Below are 24,468 nucleotides of genomic sequence, written 5' to 3'. Positions count from 1 at the left end.
GTTAAGAAAGCAGTAGAGAAAAAGGGGACGTTTTGTGGGGGAAAACCCGTCTGTACAACAGACGGGTTTCACAGCGAACTCCTGCTTGCATTTTTTCAGCTTGGTGGGTTTTCCACAACGCGGGGAACGTTGCTGCTGGATACAAACAATGTGGTGTGGTGAACACTGTACTACCAATCATAGGGTATAAATCGCAAAAATAGCAAAGAGATTGTGTTAACAACCCCTTTATTTACTAATTATTCAAAAAATATTAACAATATTGCATCGTTTTGAGTGTTTTTTCGGCTTATTTTTTGTTAGCGTTTGTATTCGCTGAAGCGTTTTTAGTCTGTGTCTGAGTGGAAGTTGATTTACGACTATTGAATTCAGAACTGACCGGTGCTTGCATCGGACGAATAATCGGCTGGATAGTTGTCGCTCGTGTTGCACCCACTTCCCAGCGGCGTGGTTCAATCTCAGTGTAGACATAACCCGGTACGTTTAAATCACCATCTGCTGATTCGTAAGGATCAACCAAAACACGCATAACTTGCGAAGGTGTTCTGATAGGTTGGGGGTTTGCTGCTGGCTGTGGAACCGGTATATAAGGCGCACCACTGCTCACCAAAGGGCCAGATTCTTTACTGGTGACATTTGATCGCTTTATATTAGGATCTTTACCTTCAAGTTGTTGTTGGGATACGTAATTCACACGCTGTTGATAGTCATCACCGTCAGTGAGTTCATAAACTTCACTAACACTTTTACAGGTCACCGAGTTGGGCATACCTTTACAACCATACTCAGAATTGCCGCCCGCCAGCCCAGAACAACCAGTGAGTGTTATAATACTTATAGCTCCAAACAGAGCTAAAACAGTGTGTTTCATGCTCATTATTTACCCCCGACACTATTAACTTTGTTGAATTTCAGCAATACACCTTTTTGTACAATGAAGTCAACGCTGCGACCCGGATCGATCTCAATGACAGGGAACAAATCGCCAGCCATTTTCATATAGAAGTCAGCCAAACGATTCAAAGCACCACCCATGCCTGCAATAGCAGCACCTTGCATTGCTTGACTGTTCATTACTTGACGATAAGGACTGTTATCAGAATTACCATCACGATTAATGTTGATCGTCGGAATAGACTGGACACTGAATAATTGAGAGGCTGCTTGCAGGAAACCGGCTGTCAGGGCTTTAGCCAGATATTGACCTTGTTTAGTCACGAGACGTCCACGTACACCCGCTTTACCATCTTCACCCACGGCGTAAGCGTCAATATTTGCTTCAAATACTGCACCATCGTCACGGATACATGAAATAACTTCAGACCTGAAGTATCCACGTTCAGAAGACAGATCACCAAATCCAGCAACCAAAAGCCCACATTCACGAATATCACTACGGAAGCGGTTAGGTAGTATGGCGTCTTTCTTGATACGGATCAGAGCCGGATAGGGATCTTGCCTTGCGTTCTGAGCGGTCGGTGCATCCATACCAGAAATAAAGACACCGCTCATAATGCTGGTGGCAGGGAGATAAGTCTGGAAGGCTGGTTCATCGTCAGAATTCGCTTTATTGTCATCTTTGATGTCTTCCTGCACCGTTATGATATCAGGAATTGATGTTTCTATTTCCTGATTTTTAGTGCCTTTAATATCTTCATTATTAAAATCAGCAGGCTCTGGAGGAAAGTCATTTTCATAAACGCGCTGGAGAGTGCCGTTATTGTTGGTATCGTCAGACGAAACGGCAATCTTTCCGTCTTTAGGTGCTACATAAGTATCCTTTTTTCCCGCAATGATACCACTGGTTTTACTGTTCAGAGCATCAATACGATTGTTTATATTTGCTCGTGCGTGTGATTCGGCCTTCTGAGCAGCTTCAATCGTATTTAGACGCCTATTTAAAGCGTCTGGGTCGAGAGATTTAGTCAGTCTCTCTACTGACGCATTGGCACTTTTTATACTTTCATCAAGTGATCGGAGACGAGCAGCGATAGCGTTCTGGCTTACTCCCGTGGTATCAGAGTCTGTCAAAACGTTCTGAATAACCTGCTCTTTATTGGCTTTTAAGCGGGGTGAATTATTCTCTGGCATCAGAAGAATGAGAAAAGGGATCAGGATAACGAGTATCCCAATCCATAATGCCCAGCGCTTTTTATTCGGAGCAAGATTAATCCAAATATCTTTTAGTTTATCCATGTCGATTACTCCGTAAGCTTGGGACGCGCATTGTTCTCAGTACTCACTTGGCGCTGACCGTTTCGTAGAACAAAATAGGCTTCAGTTTTTTGGCCCGGTTCCAGCGTGTTACGACTCCACAAGGCACGACCGGCCATTTGAGGATGGGTGCAGAGCGATTCGTCAACGGTCACCGTTGTCGGACCGGTGTTTTGAGCAACACCAACAATTACGCTAAACTGACTGCCATTGATGTATTGACCACCTTTGAAACTGTAACGAATATTGTCTTGTTCAGTTCCTGTACTAAAGTTGCAGTTTGGAATGTTTACACCACTTCCGAGAGTGCCAAGTGCATAACCGGGAGGTAAATCGCCTAACGCGATAGCCCGCAGAATGTTGCGGATCGTTTCGACATAGCTATCTTTTTGTTCCCATTTTTTTGCTTTCGTTTCGTTGCCACCATACATAATTGGTGATGTACCACCAGCAACAACGGCATTATTGAGTTTGCGAGAAAGCATCAGAGTGGCCTGAACTGGCGCGATACGCTGAGGAATCAGAGACAACGAGATAGCTACGCTTTCATTACCTTTTTCACTGATGTACAGAGCAACAGGGCGTGTACTTGACGTGTAAACGTAAATAACATTGCCTTTTACCGTGGCTGTCACATCGTTCAACTGGAGGCGTTGAACAGTTGGCCGTTCGAATGGAGTGACAATACGATTAATTTGTCCCATTGAAATTGGGATAAGCGTATTGACACCCGGCTCAACAATAATTTCTTGTCGAGATGGGATCACGTCGCTGGTAAGACGGATTGGCTGAACAACCTTGTTAGGTACTGGCTGTATATTGGAGCCATCTACAGCAGGATTATCATTTCTATTTGCCCCAGCTGTTACTGTGTTATTTCCACGGTCGTTAGCATGGCGAGATGACTCTGATGATCTGACCGATGTTTTATCGGCTGAAACAACCACAGGTTCGTTACTTACTTGTGAATTACCCAAAACAAGCCCCTCATCTACAGTGAGAGTATTTTTTGCAGTACCCGATTGCTGTTCTCCCATAGAATTCTCGGCAAACGGAATGCCATAACTATTCACCTCAGCGACGGCAGAACTTGTAGCTACTGAAGAAACGAGTATTGCCAGCAATTTTACGACTGGTAATTTCATTTTTAATCCCTCTGAGTATTATCGCGACTACTTTTGTGCTTAGCCGCATCGGAAGGCAAAACAGCTTTCCCCTGCTGGATATTCAAAAACGTAATCACAGGACGATATCCCTTAATATCTACGTTAACCTGAAAAGTCATTGGCTTGATAACAGGTTTTCCGGCAATACCTTCAAGTCCCTGACTACCTTCAACGTAGAATACGCCCGGAGCAACCGGGTCGGTAATAACACGATTGGGCGTAAAAAAAAGACTGATACGGTCACGCTTAATTTGATCGATTTGGTCATCAATTCGCTTCATCACTTCCGTGTAAATTTTTGCATCAAGGAAGGGGCCAATTGCATCTTTCACCATATCTACAGAAGTAGGATTGGCATTACCTAAAGATTGAGCAACATAAACTGCCCACGCACGCATATAAGGTGCAGAGGCTGCATTTTCATCCAGCCAGACTGTTTGCGTCAGATTAGGAGGAACGATAGTGACCACCTGAGACCGGGACATCAAAGTTGCAGAAAGGATTGCTACTACACCCAATAATCCTAACGTAAGCCATTTGAGAGTCGATATTTCAGCTGCCATTTGCAAAAGACCTTTCTTAAATTGCTTGCTTTTCATACGACAAATTCCCGTTCGAAGCTGTTAGGTATAATTGTGCTCTTACCGAAGGAGATGCCAAGATTCCAGTAGCACAGGTGCAAAAAGTATTTTTCAGATGCACGTTGTAAAAAACTACCGTAGTAACGTGTGATCACAATACCTATAATTGAGAAGGTCAGAATGCGACCAGTGAAAATGCCAACCATCAGAAATATGAAAAATGGCATAGCTTCATCAACACTCCAGAAAAAAAACTTCGGTGGATCATCGACGGAATGCGAAATATGAATTGGTTCACTCATTTACTACTCCTGAATTAAATTGAACACCTACAAGTGCAAATATTCGAAGGCATCTACCCATTAATTATCTTTTTGTTCTAATGCTCCCTATCAACAAGTTGAGCCATCATTTGCATAATGCCCGTACCGTTTACCATCCCTTGAACAATCGCAGAACGCTCGCCGTGAACAACAATCGTTGAAGGCGTCTGTTGGATATTTAAACCTGCTGCCTCGCGAACATCAGCGCCGATCTTTTTAGCTGGACGAGCTGAATTTATGCACTCAATAAGCCGCTTGCCATCAAAACCATTGCGTTCTGCAAGTACGTCTAATGGTGTAGTCAGGCCACGTCCATCAGACTGAGTGTTTTCAAAAATGGCGCGAGCAAGCTTATAGAATCCCGGGTTACCGTTCTGTTCAGCAGCGCATTCAGCTGCAAGAGATTCAACCTGCGATGCCTGTCCATGCACAGGAACATGCTTAAAGACCAACGCGATATTTCCTGATGAAGAGTCAACGAGATCGAGAAGCTGAGGAAAATGCTCTTTGCAGTAAGGACATTCAAAATCTGAATATTCAATGAGATAGAATTGAGCGTCAGGATTACCGTAAATACGTTCGTCAGATGAAGAAGGGACGTAATTTTTTGCATTCTTATTACTTGAGTCGGCAACAGAATTTACCCCAGTAGCCGAGCGAGTAACATTCAGACCACTAATGGTAATGTAGTCGTTGAATGCTGCATGAAGCTGTTCACGATCAGTAATTATTGGGCGAGTGTTCTGAACCATAAATGCAACATCCTCAAGTATTTTATTTTGTTTGTGAACGCTGTAACCGATGTATGACGCCATACCAATCAGTACAGCCAGCGGGATAGCAAAGATGGCTGTATTTTTAAGCGAAAACTTTTTACTCATTTAATAACCTCTGGAAGACTGAAGCTGTTCGGGCGTATAAACAGTATCTGGTTTTTTTATCTTGCTCCGCTTAGCTTCTTCTTCGTGCTGTTTTTGCAATAAAGGAAGCATGATAGTTACCATTTCTTTATTTATTTCATCTTGATTTCGCAGATATACCGAATTATTTGCTTGTTCTTCGAGTGCTTTAATTTGTTGCGATTTACCTGCATAATAAAATGCGATAAGTAGTAATGCAGAACAGACAACACTCACTCCCGCAGATAGGAAATACATTTTTGTTTCAGACATGTTCTCCCCCTTTTTCGGGTAATCTACCAAACAACATCTGAATTCTGATAAGAAAAAACAGGACGTTTTGCCCCGTTTTCTGAAATAGTTATTAGATACGTTTTGGAAGGTTGCTTATTAGCAAAATAAAGGCGATTGGCATGGCGACTATGATCACTACTGCGCTAATCATTGGTGGTATGGGGAAAGGAATGAACAAAGATAAAATCATGGAAAAGATACCCCAGCCGATCATCGTAAGGCTGCGCCGGTTAAAAAACGGTGACGAATATCCGAATGTGTAGCGTTTGGACATCCATTTCATCGTACCTGCAAATACTGATGGCAGCCCAACAACGATAAGAAATGGTATCCAATAAATGATGAGACTAAGCCTGTAAGTCATGATGTAAAGCAGGTAGTTAAACACTTTAGCGCCGTTCATGAAGAATGGGGCTAAAATGCCCCCAATCTTGTTGAGCGTATCACCCACAGGGGTTTTAGCTTTTGGTAGCGGTTTGTAAAAATTTTTTAGCGCCGAATCTATGCGAGTATCAATGAAAAAATATTTATATCTTTCATTGGTTGTCTTCATAACATCTGAAAAATCAGAAATGCCAATCATCTTTTCGCCCCATTGAATTTCCTTCATCATATTCTGATAAACGAAAGATGCTGGGACAAAAAACATAATCACAAGCCAGATGGCGGTAACCCATATTATTAAACCCTTAAATGATATAGGCCACTTATCATCTTTTAGCTGATCAAGCATGAATTAACTCCATTGAAATCTTTCTTGCGGTGTCTTCAATGAATGCTGCTGTCATTCGGCGCGGTAGAAAGCATGAAGTGGCGATCTCATAGAAGGACATTTTGCCTGCGAGAATTTTAGTGGTGAAGTTAATCGTCATGATGAGATAGACAGCAAGTCGTTCCCAGTCTGTCATATAGAACGGGTAAGGTTGGTGATATGCGGCGATAGCTTCCTGAATAGCGGAAGCTATCAACTTTTGCTGTACAGTGGGGAGTAACGATATCAAATGAGTCGATATCTTTTCAACACAGGGCCAAGCCAGAACCAGCCCTTCGTAGGCATTAATCTCTTCTTTAGTTTGAAAAAATGTTTTTAATTTAGCCATGATTATTTCACTCTACACTTTAAGCTGATTTTGAACGGACTTTTTCACCACGAACCTTTTTTTCGTAAATTTTTTGAAATTGTGCAGCCTTAGCTTTAATTCGCTCAATTTCTTTAGGATTTTTGGGGTTTGATAAAATAGGTACTTTGCCTTTAACTATGGATTTAGCCTGATTCAGTGCAAAGAACTCAAGGTTTGGCAACCAACCCAACAGCGAAGCTGGGAACAATTCGCTTTCTTCTTCCATAAGGCGTTCGGCAACGCTACCGGTAATTTGCTCGGGATCAGCGGCAGCGCTTGAACCGTGGCCGCGCATGATATATTTAAATTTTGTCAGTGGTACACGTTCCATTATGGCTTTTTGGGCTTTTGGTGACGGTGTGCGTAGGGCTGTAAAGTGGTTGGTGTTGACAATGATCTGTTCCATCTTAGCTTCTGAACCTAAACGTGCTTCAAAATCAGAGGTTCCCTGAGAGGCGATGAACATGCAGAAGCCAGCGCCACGGGACTTGTTAAGCATTTTTATAACCTGATCATTAATAACCTCTGCGGCCTCATCTACCAGTATTATCACGTTGGCAACGTCTTCGCCGCGTGGCTGCATGAAGTTATAAATTTCAGAGGCCACGCTGGTAATATCTGACAGGAAGATAGAACCAACTGCCGCAGCAGTACTATCATCAGCGAGCGCATCAAGCCCGAGGTAAAGCATTCCGTTTGTGCTGATAATCTCCCGCACATTTGCAATCGGGCGGTCATCTTCCAGTTGGTCAGGGTCAAACATATCTGGTGAGAGCAAATCCCCCATAAACCCGGTTGTGAGCTGAGAAAGAATAGGCATTACGTTCAGGATCATCTTCTGGAAGTGTTCACGGTTATGGTTGAGCGTGTCTATGCCTGCTTCAATGTCTGGGAATGCCTTATTTTGCCGGATATCATCCATGTATATCTCGCTGCATATTTTTGCAATGGAAACCGCATCAACGGCTTTACCTTGCATACGGCTTTTTCGGGCTGCAAGGGTAGAGTCAAACCAGTCATCGGGAAGAACCTCACGACCTACTTTTGTAATAGATTGAGTTACTAGTTCCGCCAGCGAAGTGATGTTTGAACCTAATTGCGTTTTGAGACTTTTCAAGGTGGGTTTAATTTCACACATCTTCATCATTTCGATGATACTGGTTAAAGACATCGTGGCAAACGCAATAAATGGATCGCTGGTGGAGTCAGGACGCTGAATGACAGAAATAATACGGTTTGCAACTTCACCCGATCTTGTAAAGTTTGTAATCGGAGAAATTCGAACAGATTTTTCTGGGTGTGCGAGAGAAAAATAATTTAGTTTTTCGGCACGACCAACAAAGTCGAGGCACATTTCCATCCATTTCGACAATTTTTCATCATTTTTAGGGTCAATCATAACCAGAGGTTGTTTTTTCAGAGCGGCTTGCAGGATGATCAATTTGTAATAAGTGGTTTTACCAGAACCGGTTGTTCCGGTAATAAGTGTGTGCAATGACAAAAGATCTTCGACAGTGCGAATGTAGTCATTTTCAGAACCAACCTGATGAATCCAGCCTAATCCCATAAAATCATCAGGTGTCTTTGCAACCAGTTTTTCTAGATCGCGTTTCAGCAATTCAAATGCTGATTGTCCTTCATTTTGTCCCCACTGAAAGCCTTTACCGAATATGTAGGAATCTGGATATTTAATCATTGCATCAATTATTTCTTCGATCCGCATAATTAAAACATTGGGTTTTTTCGCCAGTCTGCGCTTATGCTTGTACACGTAGTACGCTTCTGGTAAAGCTCGGATACCGTATGCAGCCTGAACAGCGACAGCCAGATAGCAGGGCAGAGAAGGCATATTGAAATATGCATTCACAGCTATTGCACTGGCTATACCAGCTCCCCATCCTGCGACTTCAAATGCCTCATAGTTGGGACGCCAAGGCATGTTATATTTCCATTCACTCATTAAATTCCACCATATAAGGTTTGATTCTGTCATCCACAAGGACGTGTTCAGTACCACGTTTGTGGACGGAATCGAAGTTGTAGCAGACAATAAAACGAACGCTGGTAATATCCAGTTCAAGTGACTTTGCCATGCTCCTGATAGCTGAACCGCTTAGAGCGACAACATCCTTATTATCAAATGTCTTTTTTATTTGTCCGTAACTGGCGATAGCTCGATACAAATCATTTTCAGCGTAATAAACTTCATTCGGGTTTATTGGCAGAATATTTCTAAAGTATTCACCACCTGACAGGTAGTTGATATCTTCATTGAGGCCACGTTTCAGAAAATAACCGGGTTTAGATTTGTACATTTGAAACGGCTCATTGGGATCAAGGAATGGTTCCCATACCCATCCTGCGTTCATCATGGCAGAATAGTTTTTTTCATCTTCAGCATCTTTTCTATGAATAAAAAGATGATAGTTATTAGCTACTAATTCTTTCTGACGTTCTTTAACTATGCGCTTCAGGACAGTCTTAGTTTCTTCCGGGGCATCTTTGAATAATGAAGAAAAAAGGTGGCCCCTTTCGATAATGCCGGGAATATCCGTAATAGCAGTTGTGTTTTCCAATTGCATATCTACGGATAACTTTTCCGGTTCTGCATATCCATCTATTTCATCTTGTGTCTGACGAATAAGCTGACGAGCTTCAGCCCATAGATCAACCGCAGGCTGTACAGTATTCTGCTGAATATTTATTTCATCTTCCTGATATTGGTACTGAATAGCGGTCTTCTCCATTAACTCACGGAGGCTTAATGGAGGTGGTTGTTCATGGTGGATTAGGGCGGTGGTATCTGCGTTTTCCTCATGCTCTATGAAAAGTTCAGAGGGATGACTAATATTGTCAAAAAGATCACCCTGATTTTCAGCTGCTGGTGATAGAATTTCTTGCTGTTGGGCTAGCTGTTTTTTTGGTTTTTCCTTATTTTCTTTCTTCGGCGCAGAGTTATTTTCATAGGAATTATCTTTCTCTGAAAATTCGTCACTATTAGAATGAAGTGCCTTTTGGTAGGCTTCCTCTTTAGCTTTCTGGTTTTGTTCATCACGTTTACGGATGTTTGCGGCATCTTCTGGTGACAGCAAAGAAATGCGGAGAAGATGATCAACAATATCTTTCGGTTCAACAACTTTGCCACGTTTAACTACAGTGCCATCTGGCGCAATATCTTCGACTGGTGGTAGTGAGCCACCTTTCAGTATCTCAGGATCAACATTGGCTGGTAGAAGCTTCTCATTGGGTTTTTCTCCAATATATGCACGGCTTTCCTGTAGATTTTTTATCGCGCCTTTTAGACCCGAGGCCATGAACTCTTTCCAGCCATCAGCGAGTTTAATACGGCAAGATGTCGGGTTAGGCAGCACGTCTTCTTTGAAGATCACAATGGGATCAACAAGCTTTATGCAACTCAGTGAATTTTTGGGTTCTTTACCCTGCCGCGAATTTTTGTCATTGAGAATATGGGGGGCCATTCGCCAGTAGACAGAATCATTGTCATTAAGTACGCACAAACCGTAGTTAAGCATAATGTCAGCCAGACTGTCGGCAGAATGAGGTACGCTAACACCAGATGCTTTTACTATATTTGTTATAGGCTCAACCGCAGAACCCCATACTACAAATACACCTTCGGTGGTAAACCAGATTGGAGAACCGGCTTTGTTAGTAATCCAGTCACCTCTTTTTACCAATAGACGCATCGCATCTACGATACGGGCGATGACAGGAACACCAGTCTGAGCAGCTCGTACCGCATCCCCCGAGTAGAGTTTGAGGTCTTCTTTTACAGACCGGCTGTCAGCGGTAGATACGATCTTATGAATTTTATTTTTGTATGCCGTTCCAGTACCATTCCGTGTGGCAGTCGCTCGGAATGAATTGCTTCCAGCGAGTGCTTCGGTCAGCTCGTTGTAGATATCGTTACCTTCTTCCATCAAAAAAGCGAGAAGCTTTCTTGGCACAATGTCAGTCATCTTAGTCAAGCTGGTGTTGTGATGGCGTTCGTGGCGATCTGTTCGCCAATAAATAAAGAAGCGTTCCACACCTTTTTCTTCAGCCCACTCATGGAGACAATTGACCGTAGGCATCCAGTGGTGTTCACCTGTCTTATCCCAGACATCAACATCTGATATTGGCTTACCTATATCATGCATAATGGCACCAACCACCACCGCAATGCGCCATGCAAGCGCTCGGTCAGATTTAATTACCGGCGATTCATTAGCATCAAACTCAAAGCTTTTGGCAATCTTGATAGAATACAAAACCACTTCAAGTGTATGGCGTAGTAATCCGCCCTGAGCGCGATGATGGTGATATTCAGATGCAGGCAATAAATGTACGAAATTAGCGAAGTTATTGAGCATAGGCTGAATGAACACATCAAATTCCGTATCACGGATCATTAGTTCTCGCTTAATTTTAGAAATCATTTCATCTTGTAATGAGAGCAGTACATATCCCGGAATTTTTGCAGGAAATCCGTTTTCGGCAGGTGGATAACGCAAGACATCTCCGTTTCTTTTGAGCGCTTCGACCACTTCTGCGGGTATGTTAATTTGGTTTTCTGCTGGGATGTCTTCCTCTTGTCGAAAAAATAGCTTTCGTATTTTTCTAAGCATTTTGGTGCCTCCATTTTATGCCGACACCTTACAGTAAATGGTTAGAAAATATTAAGAGAAAAAGGCCGCAATCTGTCGGATAAAAAGTTTTTGACTAACAAGTAAATACTGGATAATGAAATTGCTTTTTACGGGAGAACCATAAATGAAAAGTAATTATCGCTTCAAACTGCCAGTAGTGGCAGCGATAGTGGCCGGAGTTTTGCTGTCTGGGTGTTCTGATAGTGAAAAGCAGCAGTATGAATACGTCAATTACACCCAAATTATCCCGCCAAAAATGTACGTACCGGAAGGGTATACGTACTCGGAATCATGGCATGGAACTCAGCGCGGTGGAGCAGCATTACGCACACCAAGCTATGAACATGCTCTAGTTAGCCCATATGCCATTTATGACCCGACGGGTAAACGGTATGGAGATGAACGTGACAAATATACCGATCTGCTTCTGACCAGTGTGGCAAATTCAGCTTATGCTCATGGGCCACGGGGTACGTTTACTCAAACGCCAAGTTTTTGTGGTGAAAATCCTCGTTGGCTAAAAAACACGAATCGGAAAGCATCCAGATCTGAATACATGCAGATAAAAGAGCGTTATTGTTCAACGCCGGGGTATCGCCTCAGTCAGCATGAAATCGACGTTCTCAATGGAGGGGAACCACAAGAACTTCGCGACTATCGGATCAAAATGTATGTTGATAATCAGTTACCAAGGTAACTAAAACTGTTTTTCTTCGGGGGAATTTAATGAGTGAAATGAAAAAAGTGTCAGTACTGGGGCCATTAATAATCGGATGTTTGGTGCTGATAGCTGCGGGCGGTTCGGTTTACACAATGGTCAAAAGCAATCAAATTCAGAAGAATTTAAATGAAATTAAAAGTATTGCAATTACAAACAGCAACACATTGAAAAGTGTTCAGCTTCAGCAGGATCATCAAGCGTCACTTCTGAAAAACGGTGGTGGAGTGACGGGGGATAATCTACAAGCCTCAGTAGTCGCTGCACTGAATAAAATTGAAAGCGATAAATTGGCACAGCAACAAACCGACCTATACAAAAATTGGGCCGCAGCGAGTGAAAGCAAAGATGGCCATCACCTCTATGGCAGCCCAACTGCTCGTTTCACACTGATCAACTATTCAGACTTAGAGTGCCCGTTCTGTAAACGTTTCCATGAAACACCTAAACATCTGGTAGATAGTGCGAAAAATGGCATGGTCAACTGGGAATGGCGTCATTTCCCTCTGTCTTTCCACGAACCATTAGCGTCTAAAGCAGCAATGATGGGGGAGTGTGTTGCACAGCAAAAGGGTAGCAAAGGCTTTTGGGCGTTCACTGAATACTGGTTTACCCATACAGCAGGTAATGGAAAGAGTTTTGCCGATTCCGAAAATGTTCCAATGCTCTTCGGTCTGGATAAAGCAAAATATGAAGAGTGCATGACTGATCCAACTGTTATCAAGAAAATTAAAGATGATATGCAGGCTGGTAACGCGGCTGGTGTAACTGGTACTCCCGCCACTGTTATCATCGATAATCAGACTGGAAAAACTGAAACGGTCGTAGGTGCGCAGCCGTTCGCTAAGTTTGTTCAGGTCATTGACGGTATGGCTCATCCTGAAAAAGCACAGCCTGCGGCTTCTTCAACCCCAGATCCTTCAGCAAAGAAGTAATTTTTCCAGCGCATTGGCATCTGAATAAAGGTGCCCTTTATTTTTTGGTTGCTTTTGTATCGTGAAGATGCGTCATCAGTTTTAGCATTGATTGCATCAAGTTATACAGATTTAGCTATTCTCTCGAAGTTTTTGTGGGATAAATACAGCAGTAGAGCAATACACAATAAGTTCTGATGTTGTTCAGTTCAGGGGCAGTTATATCCATGAACACTTTGATATGTCATCCGGTCAGGGAAAAACATGATGAACAAAATAAAAACCGCTGATGCAGTAAAGGGGCGCTGGCCTGAAATTTTCGCTTATTACAAATTGCCACCTGTGACAGGTATGCATCACTTTAAAGGAAAATGTCCAATATGTAAGCGAAAAGGCAAATTCCGTATCGATGATCGGAATGGTAGAGGGACATTTATTTGTATCTGCAATGCTGGGGATGGTTGGAAGTTACTCACATTAACGCAAGGTAAAGATTACAAAACATTGGCGGACGAAATTGATCTCCTTCTGGGTATTCAGTCAGATAAACGTAGTGTGGTAAAAAAAGATAGTAATATTAGTATATTAAGGAAAAGAGTAACCGCCTGTTACGTCAATTTACTCAGTCTGAAAGGCACACAAGGTGAAGCCTATCTGCGTAACCGAGGTATTCATGTTTTGCCTACCGACAATGTGAAGTATTGTGCCGAACAGCCTGTTCGCAACGAGAAGTTGCAAGCACTCTGGTCACTGGTGACAGATGCAAAAGGGACATTATGCTACCTGCACCGTACTTACCTTGACGGCAATAGGAAGGCAGACACTACCCCGCAAAAGAAACTAGATGCTATGCAGGAAGATAATTATCGCGCTCATGCTCAGTCACTGGCAATACGTTTGTTCCCGTTGAATTCAACATTAGGGATTGCTGAAGGTATTGAAACAGCCCTTTCCTGTAAGCAAGTCTACGGAGTGAATACGTGGTCAGTGGTGAATACGGGTTTTATGGCGCGTTTCCGAGTTCCTCAAGGTGTGAGGCACTTAATCATTTTCACCGATATGGATTGGAACGCAGCAGGCCATGCCGCTGCAATGGAATGTGCTCACAAGAATATATTGGCAAATAACAAATTAGAAAAGATTAGTGTTCTCTGGCCGGACAGCGGAGATTTCAATGATCTTCTTCAGAATGGGGGGCAGGCCAGAGAATTAGTATTTACGAAAAAGACAACGGAGACAGCATAATAATGAGTTACATCAGTATATGTTGAATATTATTGAGGTCAATATTAACGATGAATAATATAAAAATATTTTTTATGGTATTTTTTTTATCAATGACATTATCAACCCATGCAAAACCTATTTTTTTAGGTGATTCGATCACATATCAAATTGTGAATAGTTATAAGAAACATCGTCCTGTTGATGCGGAGTATTTAGTAGGTTCAGGGCTTAATAATCAATTTAATTTTAGTTGGATTGAATACGCTAAAACGCTAGATGTTAGTCGCTATGAATGTGTTTATTTGTTGTTAGGAACAAATGACTTTATTGAGAATAATGAGATAGTTAATTATCGTAATAAGGCTATTGATTTAATCCGTGAACTAAAGAAGAAAAATAGAGATATTATATGGATTTTGCCACCTACGATTAGGAATGAAAGGAAAAATTTTTTACTGAATAACACAAGAGAAGCGATTAAATTGGCAGCTGTTACAGAACAAATAACTACAATAGATATGAGAGAAACATTCGGTCAACACTACATGGATTCATTAAATGGACGGGCTATAAGAACAAATGACGGAATTCATATCACAGAGTATGGTGCTGATGTATTTACTCAGATTCACTTTATTAATTTGTAATGTTAGCCACATGACTCCTATTCATGAAATAGATCATTTGTTATGTTGCAATGAGTATAGTTAAATACTATAATACCATTCGTTAATTGTTATATTATATGTCTGTTTTCCTGTGAGAACTGTAAACGTTGTATTAGAGTCCCCTAACCGTCTCCACGACGGTTCGGGACTTTTCTTTTTTAACATCAATATAATTTATCCCTCGTGTATCTAAATCAGGTTATTCATTCTATTACCAAATGTTGATCACGTATTCAATATGTTGATTGGCCTTAAATATAATATTATATTTCGATAAAATTCCCGATTATTTTGAATAACCCAGTGTTTTACGATTTAGGCGATTAATTCAGTTTCGAAGAGTGATATTTTCTCTTCGACACGCAGTGTAAAAATTTTTCCGGTGAAGTATTTATGGAGAACTAGTTGTAAACCCTGAATTTATCGATATCACTGATGAGCTGAATTACCACATGATCCAGTGGTAATGTATTTACACATTGTGGGACAAATTTTTTAAAACGCGAACGACAGCATTAACTCTGATATGTAGTTCCCGCGCAGTGTCACGGATACCTGCATTATAATTGCAATGCTTCCATAAGCATATTCAAGCTGATAAGTACGACGACAGGACAGACAACGATAATGATAACGCTGACGTTCGCCTTGTGACTTGTACCATATTTCTGATTGATTAAATTCATTGTAAAAACTGACATTTCATTCCTATCTTTGCCATTTTTTTCCTAAAAAATTTGATGAGTATACACAAGAAAAAACGAATTGAATAAGTGTTAAATTTCGGTGAATTAGTATTTAAAATTTATGAAAATAATTATAACTGCATATTAATTTTAATTTTTTTGGCAATCATAAAAAATAAATCATTATAAATTTCCTTATTATTTGAATGTTAAGATTTAAACCTTAAATCCATAATGATATATATACGAAACATTATAATTACACACTGAAATTTGTAATGTATTTTTATGGTTTTAGTGTTTTATTATGTTTATGTAATTGCATTGATGATTTATTTATGTTTTGTGATTTATCATTCTATTCTTTCCTAAACCCGTAAAAATATTTTTTATTAATATATGTCTTGGTGTTCATTTAAATCAAATGAATTTAATCCAATGTTTCTGAATGGAGTAGAAAGGAGATTTTTTATGATTAAAATAAAAACCACAGACAATAGTAAAACCATGTTAAATTTATTTTTTGAAGTGGCTGAAAATAATCCAGAAAGAATAGCAATTAAGGAAGGAGAGAATCAATATAGTTATTTAGAATTGCTAAATTTTATTGAAAACATCTCTTTTTCCCTGCGTGAAAAAGGAATTTCATCTGGTAATAAGGTTGCTGTAGAACTTTCTCATTCCGTAGAGTTAATAGCTGCATTATTTGCTATACAGTGTGTTGGGGCCTCTTACATTCCAATAGATAGAAGAGCGCCTAAAGAAAGAAATAGATTGATACTCGATGATGCTAATCCAGAATTAATTATTAATTATAAAGATTTAGATATTCACCAAGGATATGCAACTTCTAATATTTATTCTATGATTAATAATATATCTAATGATAAGATATATGATCAATCTTCACTATTGAAGGTTGCATATATTATTTATACTTCTGGAACTACCGGTCGTCCGAAAGCAGTTCCAATTACTCATGAAAATTTATCTTCATTATTCTATGTAACCTATCCTATTTATAATTTTAATGAAGATGACATAACACTTTTATATCATTCTTATGCATTTGATTTTTCGGTATGGGAGATTTGGTCAGTTTTAGCCTATGGTGGAAAGCTGGTTATACCAGATGAAGAAACACGAACAACCCCTTATAAATTAGCTGAATTAGTTAAAAATGAAAAAATTACACTATTAAATCAAACACCGACATCTTTTTCTATCAATTGTGAATATTTTTTAAAATTTAAACCGGAAGAATTTTCATTGAGGTTTATTATTTTTGGCGGGGAGCGTTTGAATTTTAAATCATTAAAAAACTGGAATAATAAATTTGGATTATATTCTCCTAAATTAGTTAATATGTATGGTATTACTGAAACGACTGTCCATGCCAGCTGGCATATTATCGAAAAAGATGATTTGGAAAAATCAGAATCTATTATAGGTCATATATTACCTGAATTTGATTATGTTATTAGAAAGCAGGGGAGTAATATAAGCAAAATAGGCGAGCTTTTGTTATCAGGTCCTCAAGTAACTAATGGATATTTAAACGATGATAAAAAAAACAATGATAAATTTATTTGGTTAGAACATAATGGTATTATTCGTCGTTATTATTGTTCTGGAGATTTGATTTACAATAATGAAAAAGGTCAGTTGGTTTACTATGGAAGATGTGATCAACAAGTAAAAATAAATGGTTATAGAATTGAGATCGGAGAAGTTGAATCTGTTCTGACTAGTTATGACAAAGTAAATGAAATATTAGTAATTCCTTCAAATTCTGAAATAGTAGGAGAGCATTTAATTTGTATTTTTACGTCATCAATAACCGAAGAATATGTTATCGATAATTTAAAAGAATTGGCAAAAAAATTACTGCCAGTATATATGAGGCCATTGAATTATAGGAGGATAGATATTATGCCTAAAACAATTAATGGTAAAATTGACAAAGAAGTTATTATGAATCTTATGAGGTGATAAATGGCAGGGGTAAGATTAAAAAATGAGAATGAAATAAAATTAGATGCTCTATGTAGGTACATCATGTTGCTTGAGTCTATGATAAAAACTACTATATCCATAGATGAAAATTTTTTGGATGTGGGCGGTCATTCTATGATAGCAATAATATTAAACGAAAAAATAAAAAATGAATTTAATCTAATTATTTCAATGGAAAAGTTATATAACAGCACACTAAATGAAACCCTTATGGATGCTGAATATATTAAAAATCATAAATAAGGTATTTATTATGAGTCTTAACCTTAGTAAAGAACAACTAGAAAGTTTCCATAATAATGGATTTATTGGTCCATTAACAATTTATTCTCAAGAGGAAATGAGCGAAATATGGAATAGTGTACGCCGCCAACTCCCTGATCGTAGCTATGCTGCATATCCTACAGATTCGTATGGAGCAGCTACTAATATTTCTAACTACGACCGTCATCTGGATATTCAGTTACTAAGTCAACATATTACCAATCCTAAAATAGTCACATCTGTTTCGAATATTTTAGGAAATGATGTTTTATGCTGGAGAACCGAATTTTTTCCAAAATACCCGGGAAATGAGGGAACAGATTGGCATCAAGCGGACACGTTTGCGAATGCCAGTGGTAAGCCTCAGATTTTGTGGCCCGGAGAAACAGAAGAACAATTCGGTAAAGGAACTTTAACCGTTTGGACTGCATTTACAGACGCCACGATTAAAAATGGTTGCTTGCAAATTATTCCCGGTACGCATATTAACATGAATTATGATGAAACTCAGTCTATGGCGTACCAAAGTAACATTGTTGATAAAGTAACTAAAAACGGGACAAATCGTGGTTTTTTTGGCTACGATTATCGAGAATTACAAAGAGATCCTAATTGGAAACCGGATGAAACTCAGGCGGTTTCTTTAGAAATGAAAGCTGGACAGTGTGTTATTTTTTGGTCTACATTGATGCACGCATCTCATCCTAATATTACTGAGCAGGATTATCGTATGGGATTTGTTGCACGTTATGCTCCTAGTAACGTAGACATTTATCCTAATACTGATCATGTTTACGAATACGGTGGCAATATTCCTCTCGACAAGTTTGGCTGCGTAATCGTATCAGGAAAAAACCGTAATATTAATAATCGTATTATATCACATAATCTGCGTGGATACCCTTTTACTTCAATGTCTTGAAAGACTATTACATTAAGAGATTCTTGTGACACAAATTCAACGTTATCTTGATGATACTTATTATTTCACCTGCACAAGTGAAATAATATCTTGTGGTTCTGATGAAACAGGAGATTTTTTAATATTAAAAGAAAATATTTTTCATCCACAAGGTGGGGGACAGCCTGCTGATATTGGTTGGATAAATGATATATCGGTAAAAATTAAAAAACATCCAACAGGTTATGTAGCTCTATATCCAGTAATTCCATTTAATTTTTCTTTAGGAAAAATTGTGGTGTCGAAAATTTCGGCAGCAGATCGTACCTGCCATGCCGCTTTACATACCACTGGTCATTTGCTGGATTGGACCATGCGTCAGTATGGTTGGATTGCAACTAGGGGACATCATTTTCCAAATGAAGCTCGTGTCGAATTCTCTCCTATGGGGTCAAGTACGGTACAACCGGAGATATTGTCACAACAAGAAATTGAAATTGCTATAAAGACTAAATTATGTAACGGAGGAAAAATCACTACTTGGTATGATGACAACACGCGGTTGTGTTTTATTGAAGGAACTGAACCAACTCATTGTGCGGGTACACATGTAGATAATTTAATAAAAATTAATGCATTTTCAATTAAATCGATAAAGAATAAAAAAGGAATTTTGCGCATTAGTTATGACGCGAACCATATTCCGTTGAGGTCTGATAATGACTTATAATCGACTGTCAAATACCCATCTATACTTTTTAGATTTAGGATTACTAGTTATTGCCTTGTCTTGGGGAGCAAGTTATTCTTTAATGCAACTCATCATTCAGGCGGGTGTCACCATCCCGCTATTTTTGATGCTCCGTTTTGCTTTATCTGTACCATTTATGTTTATTGGGACTAAAATACATTTATCTAAAATTACTAAAGGAGAGTTAGTCAACGGTTTGTTATTTGGTTGTTTACTGTATGTCATTTTGACACTGGAAACTTTGGGTGTGAAACAGACAACTGCTGCTAATGCAGGATTTCTTATTGCTTTATCAGTTGTGATAGTACCTTTTTTTGAGCGTTTTTTGGGGAAAAGAAAACAAAGTAAATTTATTTATTTTACTTGTATTCTATCTTTCATTGGTGGAGGAATATTAAGTCTTGCTAATACAGGTAAATTTGGATTTAACCAAGGAGATTGGATTATTCTTTTTGCTGCACTTATTCGTGGGTTCCAGATTTTTATGTTTGGAAAACAAACATCAGGAAAATCTTATTCACTAATTAATATTACAATAATTGAATTAGCTATAGTAACCTTATTAGGTTTCATCACTGTTTTACTATTTGAACCAACATCATTGTACTTTATTCCAAAAATTTCAGTTAAAATTTGGGGATATATTTTGTTTTTGAGTGCAATGGCTACTGCCTTTGCATTCCTCATGCAGCTTTATGCTGCAAAAGTAACTAGTCCTACAAGAGTTGGTTTGATTTTATCTCTGGAGCCAGCATTTGCGGCTCTATTCGCTATCGTGCTTACGGGGGAACATATCGGCGTTTTGAAAAGTATTGGGGGATTGATGATTATTTCATCTGCTTTATTGGGACGCATTGCTGAAGGTAGGTGTTATGAATAATAAATATACACACCTAATAATGTTCCATCATGCTGGAGGTAATTCATCTATTTTTTATGATTTTACCAAATATTGTTCTAATGACTTCAATATAATTCAATTGGAAATGCCGGGACGTGGGAAAAGACGTCTAGAGCCATTAATGTATCATATTGATGATATAATAGAAGATTTTTCATCTCGTATTCCGACTAATGGTAACATTGTGCTATTTGGCTATAGTTTAGGTGCATATATTGCATATGTTATATCTGCATATTGTCGAAAGAAAGAATCTAAAAGAAATATTTTATTAGTCGTTATATCTAATGAACCAATACATTGTCGTAACAAGTTCTCATTTTTAGGGATAGGAAAACAAGAATATCAGCAAAAAATGTTACTGCAATTTATTCAAAAATTGGGGGCGATTCCTGAATGGTTGAAAAATAGCCCAACAATGCTGCAAAGATTTTTACGAGTGTTAGAAGCGGACTTATATGTTGCTGACTCTATTAGTGAAGAACAATCTTTTCCACTAGATAACATTCCCATTTTAGCAATGTATGGTAATAAAGATCCATTAATGAATACTCCCCCTTATCGTTGGAAAGAGTGTACTCGACATAAATTTAATTTGGTTGAGGTATTGGGGGGGCACTTCATTCTATCTGAAAAAGGATTTGAAATATATAAATCAATGATTGATTTCATTCATGCGATAACATTCAATCATGATCTTTAATGTAAGATTAAAGAATTGAGGATTAATGGTGTGAAAAATACCAATAAGATAATCCATTGTTTAAGTAATGATTTTACAGTAAATATAATATCTATCAATTTCACATGTTTCTACCCATCAGATATTAGTAAGTAATGTTATTATCCATAAAATAATAACTAAATTTATTAGTGTTAGTCGTTACTCATACTCAGTTTATACCTTTCTTTTGTTGATTATGTAAAGCCGATTTATTTATACAAAGTTAAATCCAGCGTCTTGTGAAAATATATTTAATCCACAATTCGACTTTAATCGTGGATTTGTGCCAAATTCAGGAAAAAGTTCCATAGTAGGCTAACTGTAGCATTTGAGTCTTAATTTTCAGTATAACTTTAATGCACTTAAAACCCAGTGCAGAAAATAGCTCAAGCCTATGTGTAATGACCATAATAATAACACCATGTGTAGTTCACTAATAAACGCTTACAACCCTTAATATGCGGATTTACGGTATCAAAAGCGATCAAAAAACATAATAAATTGATTTTAATTAATTTATATTCATTTGTGGAACTTTTCGCTGAATTGGGCGAAAATCCCCTAATCCCCTAATCCCCTAATCCCCTAATCCCCTAATCCCCTAATCCCCTAATATTAGCATGTATTAAATCCGTTGATTTCTGTTAAATATAGTATTCACTTTCAATAAAATGGCTGATGACTTTATTATATATAGCAGAACCAAAATAATGTGACATAACATCTTAACCCAAATGGCAACGAGCATTGGTGCCCTGCATTTTATTTCACCATGTTTTTTGACGAATTCAATTTGCTAACAAAATTGACATTCTACTTCAAACTAAACCACTTCATTTTTTCGAAAAATGGTGGTTACACAAGCATTAGCGGGTTGAATACGTGACTCAAATTTACGAATAAAATCGAATAATTAATCATTTTATTTACCGTAATGTAAACATGAAACTCTGCGTAACCATTACGACTCACCTGATATTTAAGCACAGTTAAAGTTGTTTCAAATTAGTAATATTTCATAAATAAACTACATAAAAGATAAGTTTATTAATGTAAAAGAGCCAAATGATAAGAAAAAATAAGTTTTTCCAAAAAAGCAGAGGTTTTTCCGTTAGTTAGTAATGATTTCGTGTCCTTTTTTACGCGGTTTTTTAGATGGATATCGTTATAGTTTATCCCGTTCCCGGCTGAAAACCGTTAAAGAGTCGAGGAACATTCCAAAATCGTAACTTCTAAAAATGGCTAAGGAATGTAAAAGATGAAAACTCTGAATCGCGCAAATCTGAAATCAGTTCTGGCTACTTCTGCGATCATCGCATTGGGTGTTGGAGTATTATATGCGAACGGTACTGAACAAACCGGCTTCAGCGATGTTTGGAAAACTATCACCGAATACATGCAAGGTTCTCTGGGCCGTGTTCTGGTTGGCCTGATGGTCGTCGTCGGTGTTGCCTCAGCCGTTGTTCGTCAATCACTGATGGTGTTTGCAGTTGCAGTAGGCGCAGCAATCGGTCTGTACTACTCACCAGACATAATCAATGGAATGATGGCTTCTACCGAAGCTGTAGCAACTATGCTACCTACCGTTGGTATCTAAGCCAGATGAACAAAAAAACCCGCTTCGGCGGGTTTTTTTGTTCTCAGTAGTTCGGGATAAAAATCCACATGACATCGTTATGATGGTGACGGATTTATAGCGAAGTATCAGACCTCATCTGAACTAATACGTTTAGTGTCTCGTTGGTTCGGCCTTATCTAGTGCACCATTGGCAACTTCGAGCGTAAAAGCTTCGTGCATATTATCCATTACCTCGATTCCCATCGGTGATAATTTTAAAAGGCCATTTTCATCTAACATATCGTTGTACATTAATATGGCGTTCTCTGTCCCCTGCACTTTACCGAACTGCTCAAGTATTGCACCTTCGATATTGTTCGCCATTGCAAGCCGTTCATAGTCCATTACTAATTCTAACATTACGCCGTGATTGCGATAATAAGGCATCTCGTTCTTCGCTGTAGTTTCCATAATGTAGAGTGTTGCTACTAGCCAGCGTAAAGCAAGCAAGTTTTTTTCTTTGTCAATTTTTTGATTATGTAGATATTCTACAATCAGACGCATTCCTAACACTTTTTTGTTATCCCATTCGCCAGCATTGGCTCGAGTGGGGATATCCACCAGCGGTATCAGACAAACATGTTCAAATATCCCGTTCTCGTTATGCTTCATTACGTTTACGTCTGCTCCAATAATCTCAGTGCGATATTTGGTCATTATTATTATCTCTTTCCTGCATTATTTAGTGATTGATCAATTTTTCGTATACACATTAAAATTGCATAAATCATATTATCTGCTTCATTATTTAGTTCTGCATCTAAACATTTCTAACTGTTCGTTTTTTGTCTGAGACACTTCAACTGAACGCACAATCAAGCATTTTTGTTTAACGTTTATAGCTTGCTAATCTCATTAAATTGAATAGTCATCAGGCGTTTCACTTTTTCCCTCAGAATGTGATAAATACCTCTATCGATCTGATTTTTACAGCAGTGAGCATAGAAGTTCACCATAGTATACTCAGTGCTAAATAATTTCCCCCACCCACAAAAAATACCAAAGTGAGCTATAGCCTAAAATCCATGCTATGACCAGAGCACGGAAACGGCGCTGATAAGCGCTGCGGGTCTTATGACGAAATTTATATTGCGCATAGATGCACCCCGGCCATCCACCGAGAATGGCTAGCGCATCAAGAGTAAGCTCTTCAACACGGAGACCTCTATTTTCTGCCTGTCGCTTGTCTTTTCGGTATACGAAAATAGATATCAGACTCCATGCAGATATCCACAATATTGTGTAAAGATAAAACATCGAACCTCCCAGCTCGGCGAGAAGCCTGTTTTATGGGCTTCTCTCAGTCATGACTGGAAGTTAAATAGTCTGGTCGTCACTGATCTCAGCGATCAGCTCGTCAAGGAAGGAGCGAAGCTCTTTCAGCTTGTCACCAGTACCATCGCGCAGTTCTTCATAGTTATCGAGAAACTTATCGAATTTACGGTTGGCTTTAGTCAGTTCTTTCACCGCGTTGTTATAAATTTCGCGATTATGTTCTTCACCGCTGGCAAGCTTCTTAGAAAGAGAGTTTACTTTTTCACTGGTTTCCGCGACATTATTTTTCAGTTCTTTTTCAGTTGCGTCTAGATTGAAGTAACTATGGATTGATTTAATAGCCACCTTAGAGAGAGAAGAAAAACGAGCCTCTTTTTCTTCTGATGCTAGTTGATTAAATGACTTCACATTATCTTCACTCATTTTCCTTCCTTAATTTAAAAGGGATGTTAACTCACACTAAATAACTTTTCATAATAGTGAGACACTCGATTTACTTTCTCTGAAAGAGTCTATTTGCAGATTTTTTCAAGAATTTTTTCACATTACTGAGCAGTT

27 protein-coding genes are annotated in these 24,468 nt (G+C 38.8%); 11 read left to right on the top strand and 16 right to left on the bottom strand.

The features are described 5' to 3' along the window. Nucleotides 1–289 precede the first annotated feature (289 nt). The 11 genes from traV to mobH all read right to left on the bottom strand — a co-directional run bounded on the left by traV (nucleotide 290) and on the right by mobH (nucleotide 11,226). Nucleotides 290–877: a type IV conjugative transfer system lipoprotein TraV gene (gene traV, locus AACS92_RS11535; RefSeq protein WP_099108501.1), complete on the bottom strand. Its 588-nt coding sequence runs from the start codon at nucleotides 875–877 to the stop codon at nucleotides 290–292. Beyond that, complete coding sequence (locus AACS92_RS11530) at nucleotides 877–2,196, bottom strand: TraB/VirB10 family protein (RefSeq protein ID WP_099108500.1); 1,320 nt, start codon at nucleotides 2,194–2,196, stop codon at nucleotides 877–879. Before AACS92_RS11530 ends, traV begins: the two co-directional genes overlap by 1 nt. 5 nt (nucleotides 2,197–2,201) lie before the next feature. Next, the gene (locus AACS92_RS11525) at nucleotides 2,202–3,359 is read right to left on the bottom strand and encodes a TraK domain-containing protein (protein ID WP_241537865.1); all 1,158 of its coding nucleotides are present in this window, start codon (nucleotides 3,357–3,359) and stop codon (nucleotides 2,202–2,204) included. 2 nt (nucleotides 3,360–3,361) lie between these two features. Continuing rightward, nucleotides 3,362–3,979, bottom strand: a complete 618-nt coding sequence (locus AACS92_RS11520; protein WP_099108499.1) for a TraE/TraK family type IV conjugative transfer system protein — start codon at nucleotides 3,977–3,979, stop codon at nucleotides 3,362–3,364. Continuing rightward, the gene (gene traL / locus AACS92_RS11515) at nucleotides 3,976–4,263 is read right to left on the bottom strand and encodes a type IV conjugative transfer system protein TraL (RefSeq protein ID WP_099108498.1); all 288 of its coding nucleotides are present in this window, start codon (nucleotides 4,261–4,263) and stop codon (nucleotides 3,976–3,978) included. Before traL ends, AACS92_RS11520 begins: the two co-directional genes overlap by 4 nt. Nucleotides 4,264–4,340: 77 nt before the next feature. Then, complete coding sequence (locus AACS92_RS11510) at nucleotides 4,341–5,165, bottom strand: DsbA family protein (protein WP_099108497.1); 825 nt, start codon at nucleotides 5,163–5,165, stop codon at nucleotides 4,341–4,343. Beyond that, nucleotides 5,166–5,456 carry a hypothetical protein gene (locus AACS92_RS11505; RefSeq protein ID WP_099108496.1) on the bottom strand — a complete coding sequence of 97 codons (291 nt, stop codon included), beginning with the start codon at nucleotides 5,454–5,456 and terminating at the stop codon, nucleotides 5,166–5,168. A 91-nt stretch (nucleotides 5,457–5,547) separates the two neighbouring features. Then, complete coding sequence (locus tag AACS92_RS11500; protein WP_099108495.1) at nucleotides 5,548–6,210, bottom strand: DUF4400 domain-containing protein; 663 nt, start codon at nucleotides 6,208–6,210, stop codon at nucleotides 5,548–5,550. Further along, nucleotides 6,203–6,577, bottom strand: a complete 375-nt coding sequence (locus AACS92_RS11495) for a hypothetical protein (protein ID WP_099108494.1) — start codon at nucleotides 6,575–6,577, stop codon at nucleotides 6,203–6,205. Before AACS92_RS11495 ends, AACS92_RS11500 begins: the two co-directional genes overlap by 8 nt. Before the next feature lie 19 nt (nucleotides 6,578–6,596). Continuing rightward, nucleotides 6,597–8,558: a conjugative transfer system coupling protein TraD gene (gene traD, locus AACS92_RS11490; RefSeq protein WP_099108493.1), complete on the bottom strand. Its 1,962-nt coding sequence runs from the start codon at nucleotides 8,556–8,558 to the stop codon at nucleotides 6,597–6,599. After that, nucleotides 8,551–11,226 (bottom strand): MobH family relaxase, encoded by a 2,676-nt coding sequence (gene mobH / locus AACS92_RS11485; protein ID WP_099108492.1) that lies wholly within the window; start codon nucleotides 11,224–11,226, stop codon nucleotides 8,551–8,553. The genes traD and mobH overlap by 8 nt, the downstream gene beginning before the upstream one ends. Before the next feature lie 145 nt (nucleotides 11,227–11,371). Here mobH and AACS92_RS11480 point away from each other — a divergent pair, with 145 nt between their 5' ends. From AACS92_RS11480 to AACS92_RS11465, 4 genes are all read left to right on the top strand, one after another. Then, entirely contained in the window at nucleotides 11,372–11,944 is a 573-nt protein-coding gene (locus AACS92_RS11480; RefSeq protein ID WP_099108491.1) for a hypothetical protein, read from the top strand. 29 nt (nucleotides 11,945–11,973) lie between these two features. After that, entirely contained in the window at nucleotides 11,974–12,900 is a 927-nt protein-coding gene (locus AACS92_RS11475; RefSeq protein ID WP_099108490.1) for a DsbA family protein, read from the top strand. Between the two features lie 246 nt (nucleotides 12,901–13,146). Next, nucleotides 13,147–14,124, top strand: a complete 978-nt coding sequence (locus AACS92_RS11470; RefSeq protein WP_099108709.1) for a DUF7146 domain-containing protein — start codon at nucleotides 13,147–13,149, stop codon at nucleotides 14,122–14,124. Between the two features lie 50 nt (nucleotides 14,125–14,174). Further along, entirely contained in the window at nucleotides 14,175–14,753 is a 579-nt protein-coding gene (locus AACS92_RS11465) for an SGNH/GDSL hydrolase family protein (RefSeq protein WP_099108489.1), read from the top strand. A 493-nt stretch (nucleotides 14,754–15,246) separates the two neighbouring features. Here AACS92_RS11465 and AACS92_RS21890 read toward each other — a convergent pair whose 3' ends face one another. Together AACS92_RS21890 and AACS92_RS21885 are read right to left on the bottom strand one after the other, a co-directional pair. Beyond that, on the bottom strand, nucleotides 15,247–15,327 hold the full coding sequence (locus AACS92_RS21890) for a hypothetical protein (RefSeq protein ID WP_369800370.1): 81 nt from the start codon (nucleotides 15,325–15,327) through the stop codon (nucleotides 15,247–15,249). A gap of 7 nt (nucleotides 15,328–15,334) precedes the next feature. Then, nucleotides 15,335–15,475 (bottom strand): hypothetical protein, encoded by a 141-nt coding sequence (locus AACS92_RS21885; RefSeq protein WP_193756846.1) that lies wholly within the window; start codon nucleotides 15,473–15,475, stop codon nucleotides 15,335–15,337. Nucleotides 15,476–15,931: 456 nt separating this feature from the next. On the opposite strand from AACS92_RS21885, the gene AACS92_RS11455 reads away from it, so the two are divergent. The 7 genes from AACS92_RS11455 to traA all read left to right on the top strand — a co-directional run bounded on the left by AACS92_RS11455 (nucleotide 15,932) and on the right by traA (nucleotide 22,614). Continuing rightward, complete coding sequence (locus AACS92_RS11455; RefSeq protein ID WP_193756845.1) at nucleotides 15,932–17,452, top strand: AMP-binding protein; 1,521 nt, start codon at nucleotides 15,932–15,934, stop codon at nucleotides 17,450–17,452. Between the two features lie 3 nt (nucleotides 17,453–17,455). Further along, a complete protein-coding gene (locus AACS92_RS11450) occupies nucleotides 17,456–17,719 on the top strand; it encodes an acyl carrier protein (protein WP_099108487.1) in 264 nt (87 codons plus the stop codon). A 10-nt stretch (nucleotides 17,720–17,729) separates the two neighbouring features. Further along, entirely contained in the window at nucleotides 17,730–18,662 is a 933-nt protein-coding gene (locus tag AACS92_RS11445; protein ID WP_099108708.1) for a chlorinating enzyme, read from the top strand. Nucleotides 18,663–18,687: 25 nt separating this feature from the next. Continuing rightward, entirely contained in the window at nucleotides 18,688–19,371 is a 684-nt protein-coding gene (locus tag AACS92_RS11440; RefSeq protein ID WP_099108486.1) for a hypothetical protein, read from the top strand. Beyond that, complete coding sequence (locus tag AACS92_RS11435; RefSeq protein WP_099108485.1) at nucleotides 19,361–20,272, top strand: DMT family transporter; 912 nt, start codon at nucleotides 19,361–19,363, stop codon at nucleotides 20,270–20,272. Before AACS92_RS11440 ends, AACS92_RS11435 begins: the two co-directional genes overlap by 11 nt. Then, the gene (locus AACS92_RS11430) at nucleotides 20,265–20,996 is read left to right on the top strand and encodes a thioesterase II family protein (RefSeq protein WP_099108484.1); all 732 of its coding nucleotides are present in this window, start codon (nucleotides 20,265–20,267) and stop codon (nucleotides 20,994–20,996) included. The genes AACS92_RS11435 and AACS92_RS11430 overlap by 8 nt, the downstream gene beginning before the upstream one ends. A 1,279-nt stretch (nucleotides 20,997–22,275) precedes the next feature. Next, the gene (gene traA / locus AACS92_RS11425) at nucleotides 22,276–22,614 is read left to right on the top strand and encodes a TraA family conjugative transfer protein (protein ID WP_099108483.1); all 339 of its coding nucleotides are present in this window, start codon (nucleotides 22,276–22,278) and stop codon (nucleotides 22,612–22,614) included. Nucleotides 22,615–22,746: 132 nt separating this feature from the next. On the opposite strand, the gene AACS92_RS11420 is transcribed toward traA, so the two are convergent. The 3 genes from AACS92_RS11420 to AACS92_RS11410 form a co-directional block, all read right to left on the bottom strand. After that, nucleotides 22,747–23,292: a hypothetical protein gene (locus AACS92_RS11420; protein WP_099108482.1), complete on the bottom strand. Its 546-nt coding sequence runs from the start codon at nucleotides 23,290–23,292 to the stop codon at nucleotides 22,747–22,749. Between the two features lie 312 nt (nucleotides 23,293–23,604). Next, nucleotides 23,605–23,892, bottom strand: a complete 288-nt coding sequence (locus AACS92_RS11415) for a DUF1294 domain-containing protein (RefSeq protein WP_099108481.1) — start codon at nucleotides 23,890–23,892, stop codon at nucleotides 23,605–23,607. Nucleotides 23,893–23,952: 60 nt separating this feature from the next. Next, nucleotides 23,953–24,333 (bottom strand): hypothetical protein, encoded by a 381-nt coding sequence (locus AACS92_RS11410; RefSeq protein ID WP_099108480.1) that lies wholly within the window; start codon nucleotides 24,331–24,333, stop codon nucleotides 23,953–23,955. Nucleotides 24,334–24,468: the final 135 nt, after the last annotated feature.

The sequence above is a fragment of the Xenorhabdus sp. KJ12.1 genome, from assembly GCF_963876495.1.
Classification (GTDB): domain Bacteria; phylum Pseudomonadota; class Gammaproteobacteria; order Enterobacterales; family Enterobacteriaceae; genus Xenorhabdus; species Xenorhabdus stockiae.
This window is presented reverse-complemented; position numbering and strand designations above follow the sequence as displayed.